This window comes from Geomicrobium sp. JSM 1781026 (assembly GCF_041949955.1).
In the GTDB taxonomy this organism is placed as follows: domain Bacteria; phylum Bacillota; class Bacilli; order Bacillales; family Marinococcaceae; genus Geomicrobium_A.
The window spans coordinates 104588-120386 of the sequence record NZ_JBHFQF010000006.1; the positions used below are offsets into that span (position 1 = coordinate 104588).

17 protein-coding genes are annotated in these 15799 nt (G+C 35.5%); 15 read left to right on the plus strand and 2 right to left on the minus strand.

Annotated elements, in window-relative coordinates; genetic code table 11:
- Positions 1 to 37: 37 nt before the first annotated feature.
- From ACE1TF_RS12270 to spoVAE, 7 genes are all read left to right on the plus strand, one after another.
- The gene (locus ACE1TF_RS12270; RefSeq protein WP_042397525.1) at positions 38 to 403 is read left to right on the plus strand and encodes a GNAT family N-acetyltransferase; all 366 of its coding nucleotides are present in this window, start codon (positions 38 to 40) and stop codon (positions 401 to 403) included.
- 58 nt (positions 404 to 461) lie between these two features.
- Positions 462 to 1211, plus strand: coding sequence for a segregation/condensation protein A (locus tag ACE1TF_RS12275; protein WP_042397528.1), 750 nt, complete (start codon positions 462 to 464; stop codon positions 1209 to 1211).
- Between the two features lies 1 nt (position 1212).
- Positions 1213 to 1800, plus strand: a complete 588-nt coding sequence (gene scpB / locus ACE1TF_RS12280; RefSeq protein ID WP_375017111.1) for an SMC-Scp complex subunit ScpB — start codon at positions 1213 to 1215, stop codon at positions 1798 to 1800.
- Between the two features lie 102 nt (positions 1801 to 1902).
- Positions 1903 to 2403 (plus strand): YhcN/YlaJ family sporulation lipoprotein, encoded by a 501-nt coding sequence (locus tag ACE1TF_RS12285; protein WP_375017114.1) that lies wholly within the window; start codon positions 1903 to 1905, stop codon positions 2401 to 2403.
- A 16-nt stretch (positions 2404 to 2419) separates the two neighbouring features.
- Positions 2420 to 2899, plus strand: coding sequence for a stage V sporulation protein AC (gene spoVAC, locus ACE1TF_RS12290; RefSeq protein ID WP_375017116.1), 480 nt, complete (start codon positions 2420 to 2422; stop codon positions 2897 to 2899).
- Positions 2899 to 3912 (plus strand): stage V sporulation protein AD, encoded by a 1014-nt coding sequence (spoVAD, locus tag ACE1TF_RS12295; protein WP_375017118.1) that lies wholly within the window; start codon positions 2899 to 2901, stop codon positions 3910 to 3912. The genes spoVAC and spoVAD overlap by 1 nt, the downstream gene beginning before the upstream one ends.
- Positions 3909 to 4259, plus strand: a complete 351-nt coding sequence (gene spoVAE, locus ACE1TF_RS12300) for a stage V sporulation protein AE (protein WP_042397537.1) — start codon at positions 3909 to 3911, stop codon at positions 4257 to 4259. Before spoVAD ends, spoVAE begins: the two co-directional genes overlap by 4 nt.
- Before the next feature lie 398 nt (positions 4260 to 4657).
- On the opposite strand, the gene ACE1TF_RS12305 is transcribed toward spoVAE, so the two are convergent.
- Both ACE1TF_RS12305 and ACE1TF_RS12310 read right to left on the minus strand, forming a co-directional pair.
- Entirely contained in the window at positions 4658 to 4801 is a 144-nt protein-coding gene (locus tag ACE1TF_RS12305; protein WP_375017121.1) for a hypothetical protein, read from the minus strand.
- Positions 4802 to 4806: 5 nt separating this feature from the next.
- On the minus strand, positions 4807 to 5898 hold the full coding sequence (locus ACE1TF_RS12310) for a response regulator aspartate phosphatase (RefSeq protein ID WP_375017124.1): 1092 nt from the start codon (positions 5896 to 5898) through the stop codon (positions 4807 to 4809).
- Positions 5899 to 7024: 1126 nt separating this feature from the next.
- On the opposite strand from ACE1TF_RS12310, the gene ACE1TF_RS12315 reads away from it, so the two are divergent.
- Genes ACE1TF_RS12315 through ACE1TF_RS12350 form a run of 8 tightly spaced genes read left to right on the plus strand, consistent with a single transcriptional unit; the run spans position 7025 to position 15736 of the window.
- Complete coding sequence (locus ACE1TF_RS12315) at positions 7025 to 8764, plus strand: hypothetical protein (protein WP_375017126.1); 1740 nt, start codon at positions 7025 to 7027, stop codon at positions 8762 to 8764.
- Between the two features lie 20 nt (positions 8765 to 8784).
- A complete protein-coding gene (locus ACE1TF_RS12320; protein WP_375017129.1) occupies positions 8785 to 9360 on the plus strand; it encodes an NADPH-dependent FMN reductase in 576 nt (191 codons plus the stop codon).
- Positions 9350 to 10027 carry an O-methyltransferase gene (locus ACE1TF_RS12325; RefSeq protein WP_375017132.1) on the plus strand — a complete coding sequence of 226 codons (678 nt, stop codon included), beginning with the start codon at positions 9350 to 9352 and terminating at the stop codon, positions 10025 to 10027. Before ACE1TF_RS12320 ends, ACE1TF_RS12325 begins: the two co-directional genes overlap by 11 nt.
- The gene (locus ACE1TF_RS12330) at positions 10014 to 11075 is read left to right on the plus strand and encodes a pyridoxal phosphate-dependent aminotransferase (protein WP_375017134.1); all 1062 of its coding nucleotides are present in this window, start codon (positions 10014 to 10016) and stop codon (positions 11073 to 11075) included. Before ACE1TF_RS12325 ends, ACE1TF_RS12330 begins: the two co-directional genes overlap by 14 nt.
- Positions 11076 to 11083: 8 nt before the next feature.
- Positions 11084 to 11956, plus strand: coding sequence for an NAD-dependent epimerase/dehydratase family protein (locus tag ACE1TF_RS12335; protein WP_375017136.1), 873 nt, complete (start codon positions 11084 to 11086; stop codon positions 11954 to 11956).
- A complete protein-coding gene (locus ACE1TF_RS12340; RefSeq protein WP_375017139.1) occupies positions 11943 to 13934 on the plus strand; it encodes a peptidase M16 family protein in 1992 nt (663 codons plus the stop codon). The genes ACE1TF_RS12335 and ACE1TF_RS12340 overlap by 14 nt, the downstream gene beginning before the upstream one ends.
- A gap of 15 nt (positions 13935 to 13949) precedes the next feature.
- Positions 13950 to 15185, plus strand: coding sequence for an MFS transporter (locus ACE1TF_RS12345; protein ID WP_375017142.1), 1236 nt, complete (start codon positions 13950 to 13952; stop codon positions 15183 to 15185).
- On the plus strand, positions 15182 to 15736 hold the full coding sequence (locus tag ACE1TF_RS12350) for an NADPH-dependent FMN reductase (RefSeq protein WP_375017144.1): 555 nt from the start codon (positions 15182 to 15184) through the stop codon (positions 15734 to 15736). Before ACE1TF_RS12345 ends, ACE1TF_RS12350 begins: the two co-directional genes overlap by 4 nt.
- Positions 15737 to 15799 lie beyond the last annotated feature (63 nt).

Sequence of the window (15799 nt, forward strand, 5' to 3'; positions counted from 1 at the left end):
TGAATGTGATCTCTTGTAAAGAGGGGGAGTAAGGCCGATGCTAGTCAAATACAAATCAGCCTTTAAAAAGATCGCGATGGGGTTATTATCCTATATGCCAGATCTTAAAGATATAAAAACACTAACCGAAACCATTCATCGCTATGAAGAAGATGAGAAGAGCAAGTTGTATTTATGGAAAAAAGACGATGACTTTGTCGGTGTCATCGGGTTCACTGAACAAGCAGACGGAACACGACTTCTGGAGCACGTGTGTGTGAACCCATCATTTCGTTCCGAAGGTATTGGTGTGAAAATGGTGTGTACCCTGGAAGACCGTTTAGATGCGAAGTTCATCGGAAACGAGAGTACAGAGCCATTTCTAAACAATTGCCAAAGCCATCGTACAAATTTAGAAACGTAACTATAAAAGCTCCCCGTTGCGTATGTAAACGAGGAGCTTTTCCGATGGAGGAATGCACATGGAGCCTTATCATGTGAAGCTGCAAGGATTTGAAGGTCCCCTAGATCTGTTGTTGCACCTTGTCCAACAAGCTGAAGTTGATTTATATGACATACCGGTCGCTGAAATTACCGCTCAATATATGAAATACATACGTGCTATGAGGCAGCTGGAGTTGGATGTAGCGAGTGAATATCTTGTTATGGCTTCAACACTCTTAGCGATCAAAAGTAAGATGTTATTGCCAAAACCTGACTTGTACGACGAACAATTCGAAGACGAAGAGTGGCTTGAAGAGGATCCAAGAGAAGAATTAGCAGAGCAACTTGTGTTGTACCGAAAATATAAAGAAGCGTCCCAGCACCTAAAAGAAAAAGAGATGGAACGGGCGAAATTATATAGCAAGTCGCCAACAGATGTTGACATTGACGTGTCTGAAACCGAGCAAACAAATGACCCGTTAGACGTATCGATGACCGACCTCATCCAAGCCTTTCAACGGATGAATCAACGCATTCGATTTGAGAAGCCAAGAGAGACAACAATGCAGGCAGAAGAATGGACGATTGAAGAGAAAATGAACACGATTGTATCACGTATTTCCGAAGTGCATATGCGTGTATCTTTTCAAGAGACATTTACAAACGGACCGGTGAATGAACAGGTCACAACTTTTATTGCGCTGTTACAACTCATGAAAGATGGACGCGTATCTTGTTACCAAGACGATAATTTTTCCGATATTTATATTGAAAGGCGGATTGTGTAGCATGGAGCAAGATCTCACAGGCATTGTAGAGACGATTCTTTACATCAGTGGTGACGAAGGGCTAGATACGCTCCGTTTAGCTGAGTCATTAGAAACCAATCAATCGAGAATTGTTAGCGAGTTAAAACGGTTGCAACAAGAATATGAAGAGCACGGAGAAACACTTCAAATTGTTCAAGTAGGCGAAACATTTAAGCTGACGACACGACCGGAATTTTCTCTTTATGTTGAGAAATATGCAAAGCCACCAGAACGATCCGTACTGTCCCAAGCGGCGCTTGAGTCGTTGGCGATTGTTGCTTATCGACAACCCGTAACCCGGCTTGATGTTGAAGAGGTGCGCGGGGTCAAAGCAGACCGGGCATTACATACATTAGTGAACAGAGGGCTCATTGAGGAAGCGGGTAGAGTAAAAGGTGCAGGCAGGGCGATATTATATCAAACGACGACGCGCTTTCTTGATGTGTTTCATCTCGAATCGTTAGAGTCGCTACCAAAGATTGATGAATCGGCAAGTGATGAAGGAGAAGAACAGATGGATCTGTTTCTTACCAACTATAAAGAACAACTTGATGACGAAAAAGACTGAACCTACCGTGTTCAGTCTTTTTTTTGAGGAAATGTTTGCTATGTATTGAAGAAGTTTGTTCACAAATAATAACAGAAATGAGTGATAGAAAGGTTTGATGTTATGCGTGTGTCACGCGTGCTATCAACAACCGTTGCCGTTGCACTGTGTCTCATGATGAGTGCGTGCACAAACGACAGTGAAAAAAGCGGGGAAAGTGCAATCTCCCATCATACGGAACACCCTCACGTCGTCGAATTGACGAATTCCCCTCATGAAAATGCAACACCAGCAAAAGAGCAACAGCTCGCTGACGCAGCGAAAGATGCAATTTCTGAAATGGAACATATTACGGAAATTCATGCTGTATCTTTGGAGAATCATGTATTCATCTCCGCAGCAGTGGAGCACCATGCGAGGTGGAATTTAAAAGATGTACAAAAACAAGCCGAAACCGAGCTTGAAGAACAGTTGCCGTCTGATGCAGATATACACTTTTCAACGGATCTGAAAGCTTTTAAGGAGCTCAAAAACTTAGAAGAAGACATTGTTGAACAGAAAGTAGACGGATGGCATTTGCATGAACGGTTACTAAAAATAAAAGAATTCATGAAACCGGTTTGAAAGGGGCGTAAATGATATGGAAGAGAAGCAAACGAACGAGTCAATGGAAAAGGAAGCCTACCAAAAAGTAGCCAGTCGGTTGGAGCCTAAACGCCCGATCTTCCTCAATTGTGTGAAAGCATTTTTCGTGGGAGGGTTCATTTGTGTGATCGGTCAGTGCATATCATTATTTTATTTGTCGTTTTTCAATTTTAGTGAAGCGACCGTTGGCGCACCTACAGTCGCTACATTGATTTTTATTTCAGTGCTTTTAACAGGGCTTGGTGTGTATGACAAGTTATCCCAATTCTCCGGTGCAGGTACAGCAGTTCCTGTTACAGGTTTTGCAAACTCGATGGCTTCAACAGCTATTGAATATAAGACTGAAGGATATGTTCTCGGTGTGGGTGGTAATATGTTTAAGCTTGCTGGTTCAGTCATTGTGTTTGGTACTGTCGCCGCTTTCGTTATTGGTGTAATCTATACGATTGCCACACAGCAATGGGGGGGAATGTAGTGTTTACAGGACAGAGAAGTTTCGCCTATCCAACATCTCCTTGTATCCTCTCTACAGGCGTGGTGGCGGGGCCTGCAGAGGCTAAAGGGCCGCTTCGTCAAACCTTTGATAAAGTGTACGACGACTTGTGGATGAATGAAGACAGTTTCGAACAAGCGCAAAAAAAGCTAATGGAAGAAGCGTGCCAACAAGCCATTAAAAAAGCAGGAAAAACGCCCGAAGACATTGCCTTTCTTTTTGGGGGGGACTTGATCAATCAAATTACCGGAACAAGTTTTGCTTCTAGAACACTTGGGATTCCGTACTTCGGATTGTTTGGTGCGTGTTCAACATCAATGGAAGCTTTGGCTTTGGCTGCACTCACCGTTGAGCAAGGGGCATCCCCGGTGCTTGCCGGTACCGCAAGTCATTACGGCGCCATAGAAAAACAGTTTCGATATCCAATTGAATACGGAGCGCAACGACCCCCTACATCACAAAGAACCGTTACAGCAGGAGGAGCTGCTGTTGTCGCTTCTGAAGGCTCGGACATTGTCGTAACGAAAGCGACGATCGGAAAAGTCGTGGACAATGGCATTAAAGACCCCTTTAACATGGGGGCAGCGATGGCCCCTGCAGCGGTTGATACAATTCAAGCACATTTCCAAGATTTTGGGATTGATGAGAGTGCTTATGATTTAATATTGACAGGCGACCTCGGTCAACTAGGACGTTCAATCGCACTCGAATGGTTTCGGCAACAAGGTGTACATTTGGCTGAAAGCAAGTTTCAAGATTGCGGATTGATGATCTATGACGACGAACCTGAGGCGATGTCAGGAGCGAGCGGCACAGGATGTTCAGCTTCAGTCGTTTTCGGCAAAATCCTTCAAGACATGGAAAAAGGGGTGTATAACCGTATCCTTGTTTGTGCAACAGGTGCGTTATTATCCCCGCTTACGTTCCAGCAAAAAGAATCGATCCCTTGTATCGCTCATGCGGTTGCAATTGAGAAGAGAGGGGGTAACTCATGATCTTTCTCTGGGCGTTTATCGTTGGTGGAATCATCTGTGTGTGTGGTCAGTTGTTAATGGACGGTCTGAAACTTACGCCAGCACATACGATGGCCACTTTGGTTGTTGTCGGAGCAATACTCGATGGAATTGGTGTTTACGAACGACTGATCGACTTTGCTGGTGCCGGTGCAACCGTTCCGATTACAAGCTTTGGCAATCAGCTCGTTCACGGTGCATTAGCAGAAGCCGACAGAACAGGACTCATTGGTGTCGTTACCGGGATCTTTCAGATTACAAGTGCAGGTATTTCTGCCGCCATCATTTTTTCATTTTTAGCGGCTCTCGTATTCCGTCCGAAAGGATAACAGCAGAGTGAATAACACGCGTTTCGATTTCAGGAAGGCGTGTTGTTTTTTTGATCAATGAAAAAGAGATTTAACAGTTGTTCTCTCCAAAGAGATCGTTTTATGAAGAGGGATAGTAGCCCGTCAACGAATGTGGCATCATCTGAAAAACCAAATGGCGGTCACTACTCCGCAGAATGCTTGCAGTCTAATGGAGCTGATATTTTTAATGACCGACATGCATTGGCGTATCAATTAGCACAAACAACACATATGTATATTTTATATCACCAATGTTCCGCTGATCATTCAACTACAAAAGTGTATATATCTACATGCTTGTAGAAAAAGAAAAAACCTCCTGCTTTCTATAGTAGGAGGTGACAAGAAATATGAAAAAGGGGGGATCACTTGTCTAGTTATCCAATGTCTACTTTGTCTTGAGGTTGAATGATAGCATCTTCCATACGATCCGTATTCACTGCTTTTTCATCAGCAGCAGATACGCCCTCACTACCTAAAACCGATGCGATTAAACCTAGCCCGAAAATTACTTTCAACATTACTTTCATCTCCCTACCATTAGAATATCACCTTGTTTTGACTTCGAAGACACTTCCAAGTAGTGCACAGCTTTTTGATAATCATCGATGGATTTGTAGTAATTATAAACCTCAGTAGCCATCTCGGACTTCTCAAACAAAAGACAACGACTTTGTAAAATGTCTAAGCCTTTTTCGATTAATTCATTATCTACTATTCTATTGAAATATAACCCCCTAGATATTAGACACTTAGCTTTATATTCATTGAGTGAACACTCTTGTTTCTCAATGATGCTTTCAACTTCAGCAATTAATGGTTCACCTAAATCATTGTGGCCTTGTCTTAAATACGTGTTGGCTAGATTGTATTTTGTCTTAATCTCCACATTTGTGCTTTTGTTCTTCGCTTCTACGAGCGAGGCTTTAAATCCTTTTTCAGCCCTCTCTAACAGTCCATAACGATAGTCGTTAAGAGCGATACCCCTAAGCACTAATGACTTATAATAAGCATGAGGGGCTGCCTTTTTAAGGGCGTAAGAGAAATACTCATTTGCTTTATCATAAGATCCTGATTCTGAGTAAATCCCGCCTTTTATGATCAAGCAATTAATTTGCATAATGACATGAACATCTGAGTTTTTAAAGGTTTCATACGCTTCGTTAACATAATTTAGCGCCGTTATATTCTGATCAATTCGATAGTACACATTCGCTTGCCGAAAATAAAACTCCGCTTGTTCATACTCATTTAAAAACCCTAACTGCTTTTCTGCAGTGGTGAAATGTTTTAATGCCATTGCATAGTTTTCAGTACTTGTATGAACAATGCCTTCCATATAGTGATACAGATATTGAAGTGTGTGATTGGTGTCCTTCATTGTTTGATCCAGATTATTGGCCATCGATAATTGTCTTTCGGGCTGATTTACAATTTCGCCCGCAATTAATTGATGTTTAAAATACACCAAGTCGAAGTAAGCCCTCTCTTGTTTCTCCACGCTTGCAAATCGCATCTCATCTTCAATTTCAGCTCTTAATGATTCAGCCTCCTCAATTTGATGATGTGATATTTTTCGAAGCCACTCACCTATTTTCTTTACCAGCGAGCTAGACAAAAGCATCAATCCCTTCAACAACAGCTATATGCATAATCATTTTATACCATTATTTTACACTAAAGAGAATATTAGTTTAACGCTTCTTTCTAAATTAAGTGATTATATTACAAATTTCGACAATATCCTTGTTTGTAATTTTTCTAAAATACAGATTAAGTATCTGGATGAAGCTATCAGATATCGTGATTATTGACATTTCATGTGTTTAATCAATGGACACGCACACAAATGCTTGAAATTGAAAGCTGTGCAAGAGGCTTTATATATAGGATGAGTTGTTGTACTTAAATTGACAAATAGCCACTATATAAAGAGATCGTGAATGTAGAATAATTGCCGGCACGCTAGAGACACTCAGTGTTTATTATAGGTTATGTATAAAAAACTATCACAACTGTAAATATACGGAAAACAAATGGCGGCCACAATTGAAATTGTGGAGTGAATATGCCAAGAAAATTATAATTCCAAGGTAGCTGGTCAATCTACTAATATATGAAGTTAAAAACTAAACATTAAATATATTGTCATAGTATGAACTGAGAGTGTATGTGATAAATCTTACTTTAAATATGGAAGGAAAAGCTTTATATATTTACGTGTCAGTATATTAATAAGTTAGAATTATTTTGAATTTTTAACATGGCTTAAATGCAATGATGAAGTTTATTTAACAGTAGCGTAAAGACTACTCACTTTCAGCAAGTTGGAAAAGCTTCTTATCTATTAATTTATTGTGGTAACTTTATAGCACAAATAAGAAATAACTTTTTAGTTAATAATTCAAAATTACATGAAATATAACACAAAAACTTTACTAAAAAAGTTAAACATAAAATATTTTCTAAATAAACAGAATAATAGTTGACATGATCTCTTCCTTGGTTTAAAGTGTTATTTGAGAGGCCCTCAAAAATTCAAATAAGAGGAGGAATAAGTGATGAAAGAACTACCAAAAGAACTTCTGAATGCTATTGAAAACCTCAATACTGATGCTGAAATGACCGAAGAGGAAGTAGAAACTGCTTTAGTTAGTGTAGCCTGGTAATTCGTAACTAATAAAAAAGTAAAGGCAGCGAATTCAATTCGTTGCCTTTACATCTATGAGGGAGTTGAAAGTCCAGTGCACATACACAATTGGTATTTTAACAATTTTTATAATAATTATAAACATTGTATTAACTTTGAAGTTAAAGAAGGATTTAATTCTTATAGTAGCTTTACTGAAGTTATGAATAATTTCGACACTAATAACTCAGAAATGAAAAATGCTAAGAAAGCATGGCAAAATTTATTAGCTGAATGGAAAAATACCAATATATCTGCTGATTCTGTTATTTTTAGCATCATTCGTAGAATAAGCAGGGAGTCTATCGGCACTGCAAAACTAATAGATTTATTCTGCAACAAATTTTTAGTAGCAGTAGATAATTTAAAGTATAGCTCAGATAACCCTCTAATTATTAATTTCCACAATGCTCAGTATATAGATAGAGCAAGTCTAAGGGTGGTTCATCGATTATTAACAATGTCAAAAAGAAAAAACTTACAAATAAATTTTTTCTTCAGCTCTAGTTTGGGTTTGAACGTAGAAGATAGAAATAAATTCGATTTTCTGAATATTAATGATGCGATACTTAATGCAAGAGCTAAGATTTTTAATAGAATTAAAGATAGTCTAAAACCAAATATTATTGGCGATATCCCTAAAGAATTAATGAAAATTAATATGGAAATTGAATTAAGCAAAAACCATAATTTTGAGGCTGCTCTCGCCTTAGTAACCCAAAACTATGAGAAAGCACTTCTGTATACCAATGAATTAATAAGGTCTACGAGAATTGAGAATGATGAGGAAGCATATCGTATTCTTGGAATAATATATGCAAATTTGGGTAACATCGATCAATCATACTCGGCTCTCAAGATGGCTTTGGGGAATAGTTTAATAAATACAAAAAAAGCTCATATTGAGTACTTATGTGGACTCCTAACAACTAAGCGATTTTATGACATGGAGTTGGCAAGCAAACATTTTAACAAAGGCTTATCCTACCTGGATTATGCTAACGAAGACCATAAGTTAGAATATTCATGGCTTATAAACGGAACATGTTTTATGAAAACTATTGAGGCTAGTAAGTTAAAACAAGAAACAAAACATAAAAAACTTGAAGAAGTTCTTCGAGAAGAATTAGAAGCATTAGACCTAATAAGTAAAGAAAAAGGCCAAGCAGCTTTATATCTTAAATTCAATTTATACTCTAACATTTCTTTTTTGTTAGAAGTTAAGGGGAATTATAAAGAGGCAGTTGTTTGTTGGGAGCAAGCTTTTAAACGTTACATAACAACCGCCGCCCCATCTAGTGAATATTTAAGGAAAGTATACACCTATCGTTCAGGAATGTTGAATTGGAAGGCAGGTTATAAAGAGGTAGGTATTGAGTTATTACAAGAATCTAGAGATATATCATTAAGGCATGAAGATAGATTATATCTGGAAAGAATTTATTATGGGCTTGGTTATGTTTTATATCAAGAAAATTTAATGAATGAGGCACTTGATTCTTTCTTAAGTGGGTTGGAAGTAGCTTGGCAATTAGCTGAAGACTCTTTGAAGGAATATATTGATACAATTTTATTGATCGCAAAGGAAAATGGTACACAGCAAGTTTATTTTGAAAAAATTAATTGTATTTTAGAAGGTAAGTTAAACCCAAGCATTATTAATAAAAGTGGTTCATATAGTCTTCAAAAACCCAAAACAAAGTTACCATCATACCATCCATCAACAGACCTAGAAGATGTACCAGATATTGATATGAATGCATATCTTATTGAGGAAGAAGTCAGAACAATTTAAAAGAAAGGTTGCTGATTAATATGTCTGTACTATTAGTATCAGGTAGTTTTAAGCCAGAGTTAGGAGTTGAAGGTAAGTCTGCAGCCAGAGAAACAATTGGATTAGTAAAAAGAGGGTGCGAAGATGCAGGCGCTCCCTTTTCTTACTTAGATTTGCGTGAGTATCAGCTGCCAACTTATAATGGGAGTTTTTATTATGATTACAAACTACTTGATCTGAAAAAAATAAATGATGTGATTCAGGAACATAATACAATTGTTTTTTCTGTTCCTGCGTATTGCTGTATGGTAGCAGGTGGGTTTATAAATTTTATTAATGTCATGTGTGGTCCTTTATATGATTCACCAGACGGGAAATACATTTTTAAAGGAAAGAAAATACACCTAATTGTAGTGGGGGCAGAGGAGGAAGATGCGAGCTTAGGGCTAAATCAATTACAAAAGATGTTTTTAAACATGGGTGCAATATTAAAAAGTCCACATATCATTATATCAAATCCTAGAATAATTAATAGAAAGGAACTTATTTACAAATCGACAGAAGCCTATAACCTTGGTCTATCATTTTCAAAAGTGGAGGTAAAAAATGAACAGTAACGATATTGTTTTAGGGGTAACAAATAACTTAGTCAGCAATGGTATAACTAATAAGGATATGTTATTTGACTATAATTCCTTCCTGAAACATAAGAAAATGGTGGCGAATTCTGCTTGGGAGGTTCCTTCAACTACTATAACGCCAATTATGGAAAGATTACTATTTAGTATTGGGCAGGGAATTCAAGGTAATGTAGTTTGCTTAGGGAGCTATTATGGCTATGCGATGCTATGGTTAGTTCTAGGTAATAATAACAATGCTGAATATTATGGATTAGATATTGATTCTTTAGCTTGTAAGTATGCTGAAAATAATTTTAAACGTTTGTTTAAACAGACAGATAATATTCACATTGAGTGTAGAAATGCTGTTAATTATGTGGAAGAATTTGAAGATAAAAGTATAAACATACTATTTATTGATGTAGACAGTAATGGTTCAAAAGCTTTATATTCCCTTCTTATAGATAAATGGTATAAGAAACTTAAGAACGGGGCATTAATTTTAGCTCACGATCCCTGCATTGATAAGTTCGCAGAAGATTTTAATAAATATTACAAGTTTACTGGCGATAGAAGACATTTCTCAAAAGAAATTATTCTACCGATAGATGAGTGTGGAATACATATTGCAAGAGTAGAAGGAGATGAGTATGAAAGCAATTGACATGCGTTTGGGTGAAGTTAAGATTGATACACATGAAAATATAAAGAAGTTTATTGCCGCAAATGCCCTAAAGAAATGGCCTGGCTATACCATGAAAGGTGGTAGTAAAGCACTAAGGGAATTGATTGTTGATTGGGATAGTGCTGTAGAAAATACTGAAGAGGTACTGATTAGTGATGGTGCGACCTCTGCATTAAGTCTACTCATATCACATTTCAAAGATAAAAAGATATTAATACCTAACCCCTCCTTTATCCACTATACAAAAATCTTAAATCATAATAATTGCGAATATGAGACATATAGGATTTTAAACTCTTGGGAGCACACTATTAGTGATATAAAGAAGGGATTGGACAATAATGCTCAAGTTATTATATGGAATAGCCCTAATAATCCCACAGGCCTCTTAGCTCCCTATGAAATAGAAGAAGAACTAGAGAAGTTATGTACACAGTATGGATCATATTTAATTGATGATGACGTATATAGAGAATTCATAAGTAACAGCTCACAGAAAAGAGAGTTTAGAATATCTCTTAAGGGAAAATATTTAAAAGTCTATAGTTTTTCTAAGTCTTTTTCACTTGCTGGAATACGAGTTGGATATGTGTCAGGAGATAAAAACATTATTAAGAGCTTAACAAATGTGCAATGGGATTTAAAAATGTCTACCAGTTGGCTTAGTCAGTTAGCAGCTAGAGGTGCACTGACATATGCAAAAAATTTTCCAATGGAGTTATATAGTTATTGTAAACAAAATATAAATTGGGCTAAGACTTATTTAGATAAAGAAAATATACCATACTTGATGCCTCAGGCAGGTATGTTTTTATGTGTCGATATAAAAAATACAAGATTGACATCCCAAAACTTTGTCTTGCGATTATCCCAAGAGAAAAATTTACTTCTAACCCCAGGATATGTATTCGGAACTGAGAGCTCGAGTTTTATACGATTATCAGCTGGAGTAGACAAAAAAGAATTTGAAGTTGCGATAGTAAGGCTTGCAGAGTTTTATAAAGAGATTTGCAACGAAATGGAGTGAATATAGATTTGACTACTTTATTGATAGGATATGGTCTAGTAGGCCATTATATCGCAGACCAATTTGAAACCATGAATTCAGATATTGTTACTATGGATGAACTTGATAAGGAGATTGAGAATAAAAATAGCCTGCACATAAATAGTAGGGTCTACTGTTCAAGCCAACTTAATACTATATGTGATCAACATAAAATTAACTCAATTGTCATTGCGGCAGGAGTCATGTCAAAATATATTAGATCTTACTTTGAAGAGGCGTTATCAAAAGAAGCAAATATGATTCAATCAATCGTTACCGCAATTTCTAATAATAACAGAATTAAGAGGATCATATATTTAAGCTCTTTTGCAGTATATGGGTCAACTCAAAGAATGGATGAAAGGGATCCGATATCTCCAAGTTCTCCATACGGTATTATTAAAGCTTATAATGAGAAACTTTTACTTCAAATACCAGGCCATATAGATGTTAAAATAATTAGACCTGTTGGTGTGTTAGGTCCAATTCATGGGAAGAGTGGTAATTGGATGAGTACAGCTTTATGTGCAATTTATTATGATAGAATATCACCTTCTTCAATAAAACAATTAATACATGCCGATCATTATGTAGATGTTAGGGAAGTTGCATCGTTAGTTTATCATTTGAATTTTACAGATCTGGACTTTAGCATAATAAACATCGGAAGTACTGTTAATCGAGGATCAAAATTATTAATTGATACTATTAATCAAGTTTGGAATAAAAAGATTAAAGCTCATAACAATCAAAAAAAACAAGAAATAAACATCGACCGTTATTACGAGTTAGGATTAAGTGAAAATTATATGCTTGAAGACACAATAAAATTTATAGGTGAAGTTTATGAAGAGTGTTAACCAAAGAATTGCGCATGTATGTTTACAACATCTTAATTATGGTATGGTTATAGCAAAATATCCTTTGGGAGCTATCCATAATAAAATAGGAAGTACGCATTTTGTTGAGCATTTGCTATGTAAAAATAATGGGAAGTTTTTTGTTCACGGTGCAACAAAAAAAGACAACATGATTTTATGGACGAGAGTTTCTAAGACAGAGTTGAACGACGCTATAAATTTGTTCTTTAATGCCGGTGATAAAAAACCTACTTTAGAAGAGTTTCAACAAGAAAAAGTGATTATAAAAGATGAGATTATAAATAAGAATCTTAATAAAGAGTATCAATTCCTTGAACAATTGAATGAATTCACCTTTGAAGGGGATGAATATGGAAACTCGGTTATTGGTCAGATTTCTAATCTAGACGATATAGAGATTGGTGAGATCTACAAAATACTTGAGAGCATGGTTCCAAATAAATTATTTTTAATTGGTCCGTGGATTGAAAAAGATTTAAACAATATAATACAGAGCTATAAATTCTCAAATGATATTTTTATTGAAAGTAATAGTTTTGGCATCAAGCCGGTGTACCAAGCATTAGGGTTCATAGGTGCTGGTATCAAGTTTCCTGGAGAATTAAAACACCGAAAAGGTGTGCTGGAAGTTATCAAGCGTATACTATTGTTTAGAGTAAAGAAAATGAACCCAAAAGTTAAAACAAGGATCTCTGTAAATAAACAATACCTATATTTAACGATTCACCAAAAAAAGCATTACCTTTCTAAAGGAGAAATAGAAACAATTCTTAATAGTCTCCATGAAAAAGTTTCAAGACAAGAATATAATATTGGTATTTATCTTTTAAAAAAAGATTTAAGTAAATTTATTGAGAATTCATACGTTAATACAAATTTTGATATTATAAATATAAATACTTTACCTTCTTATAAGAGTGTTTATAATTACTTTACCTCCTATGGAGACTCAATAGATTCAGAAACATCGATAGATATTTCTATAAAACACGACGTCTTACCAATGAAGCAAACAACATATTTAAAAAACAGGAACGAGTACATTAATATGATAACAAGCCCATTAACTTCGAGGTGTCACATACTTTTCAGATTTGAAACGCATAATAATATATTATCAAAAAACACTTTATCAAATACTTTAAAACATTATAATGTCGAAGAGGTTAGATATGAAGGCACTCACACTATGCTGCAAGTTGTTATTGAATTGGAAAGCAACTTAAAAGACATAATTTTAGATGTAATAAGAAAAGTCATCAAGATAAAGGATAATAACCAAATATTTGATGAATCTGCACATACTGAAATTAAAAAGTTCATAGTTGATAATCTTGAGTATTTAAGTAATGAAGATAACAAGCCAGTATTCAAAGGCCTTACCATTTGTAGCTCTTATAGTTATAATATTAAGGAAATAGAATACTCTTTACTTAACTCAGAACAACTTCTCAATGAGGAAGTTACTAAAATTCCCAGTAAAATACATGTTAAAAATGCTTCTAATAAGACCATTGTACTCTCAAAGCTTCCTTACATATCAGAATTTGCATTGATGATACAGGAAGCTGCTCACGGATCTCACCAGTTGGATGTAGTTTCTTTACAACAGAGGTTTCGAGACAATTTTGGGAAGTATTACTTTGTCCAAAATATACTAGAAATAGGATCTGATTTTTATATATTTTGGGCGGTTAAAGGAGGGGTTCAGACAGATACTATACTTTCAGTAGTAAAGGCTTGGCTTAAGGATTTACAAACAAATATTTCGCATATCGAAAGTTGGTATGCAAAGACAAATAGTTTCATTGATACTAGGAATCACATTGCAATCAACTCCTATTTAAGAGATGTAGATAGGCGTGTTTACTATGTAAATGATGAAGATAAAGATGGTGAACTTGATGAATACATTCAAAAATTAATTGATAATGATGAGGTAATAATAACGTCGTAACATTGGGGGATTAAATTGAATAAAAATTTAAAACTACTCTGGGCTGGCGATTTTTCTTCTACTTTAGGTGCTTCTATCTACCTCTTAGCCGTAACCTTATTAGCCCACCAATTAAGTGATAGTATATTTCAAGCAAGTATGGTTCTTTTTGCGGGGACAGTTCCTTACTTCTTTTTTGGCATTATTGGGGGCGTGGTTGCCGACAGATATAATAAAAAGAAGTTAATGATTTTATGTGAATTGGTCAGAGCGTTTTTAGTGCTTGTAATACCTATCCTTTTTTATTTTGAAGCACTTACTGTAACTACATTAATAATTATCTCAGTATTGCTTACAATTTTTAGAGCTTTTTATTTTCCGACAAATCAAGCCTCTGTGTTTATCTTATTAGAAGATAAAGAAAAGTTAAATCAAGTCAATTCATATTTTAATATTACAAAAAACATCGCTGCTATGATGGGACCCTCTTTTGGTGGTGTGTTCTTAATTTTTAATTTAGAAGTTTCTTCACTATTGTTTATAAATTGCCTAGCCTATGTTCTGTCTGCGTTTTTTTTAACTATAGTTAATTTTCCTGTTAATAAAAATATTGAGGAGAATAAAAAACAAAATATTTTTGTTAGTGCGTGGCTTGGCTTGAAATACATGCTTTACGATAATAAAAGTATCGCTGTTATGATGTTTGCTTTCTTCTGTCAATTGTTACTGGGTGTTGGCGTTATACAACTGGCAATTCCTAATTTGCTGTATAACTTGAATCTGTCAACTGAAGAATTGCTAGGTTTTGTACTTTCTACGATTACTTTATCTTCAGTTATAAGTTCTTTTGTTATGGCGAAGATAAAAGTAAAGAAACCTATAAATTGGTTGTTCTTTGGATATAGCTTAAGATCGGTTGTATTATTAATATTAGGTTTTTCTACAAATTTCACTATGGTTTTATTTGCAGCCTTTATTATGGGTATTTCATTCACAATAGGTGGAATCACGTTAACTACTTATTTACAAACTGCCTCTGAGGAAAGTATGCTGGGTCGGGTTATGGCATTAAGGTCAACTTTGGGAAATGTAACAGATGGTCTTGCATATTTGATTGTAGGTTTTGTCTTATCATTAGTTAGTTTGTTTTGGGCTTTTATAGCCATGAGTCTATATACTTTATTAAGTGTACTATTTAGCATGATGTTATGGAAGGTTGCACATAAAAAAGATGTTAAACAAAATTCAAATAAAGGAGAAATGAGTTTATGAAGAAAGTATTGATTTTATCAGGTAGTTTAGATAATCCTTCTCGTACACTTATTCTTTGCAAAGCAGTGCAAAAAGAACTAGAGAAAGACTTTGAGGTTCACTTGGTTGATTTGTCTGTTCAAACGTTACCATATGCTGACTCGGAGTACCACCACAAACCGAGACAGCATCCAGATAAGAAAACGAGGGATCTAGTAATGGCCGCTCATGAAGCGGATGGTATTATTTTAGCATCACCCTTATACCATAATTCCTACTCTGGTATCTTAAAGAATGCACTTGATTCTTTAGCTATAGAACAATTCTACATGAAACCAGTGGGTTTGTTATCTAATGGTGGTGGCATAAGAAATGTTCAAGCCCTTGATCATTTAAGAATTGTAGTGCGTGGTCTTTCAGGCCTAACAATCCCATTTCAAATTTCGACATGCAAAAGTGATTTTGAAGAAGTTAATGAAGGTTTTATTCTAGTGAACGAAGATATAAAAAGAAGAGTGTTTAATTTTAGTAGGCAATTTAAGGAAGTTTTATCTCAGAAATCTAATTCATAATTTCTAAGAGCTTTACCAGAAATGAAGCAGTTAGAAAGTGTAGATAAGACTATTTGCTTGTCA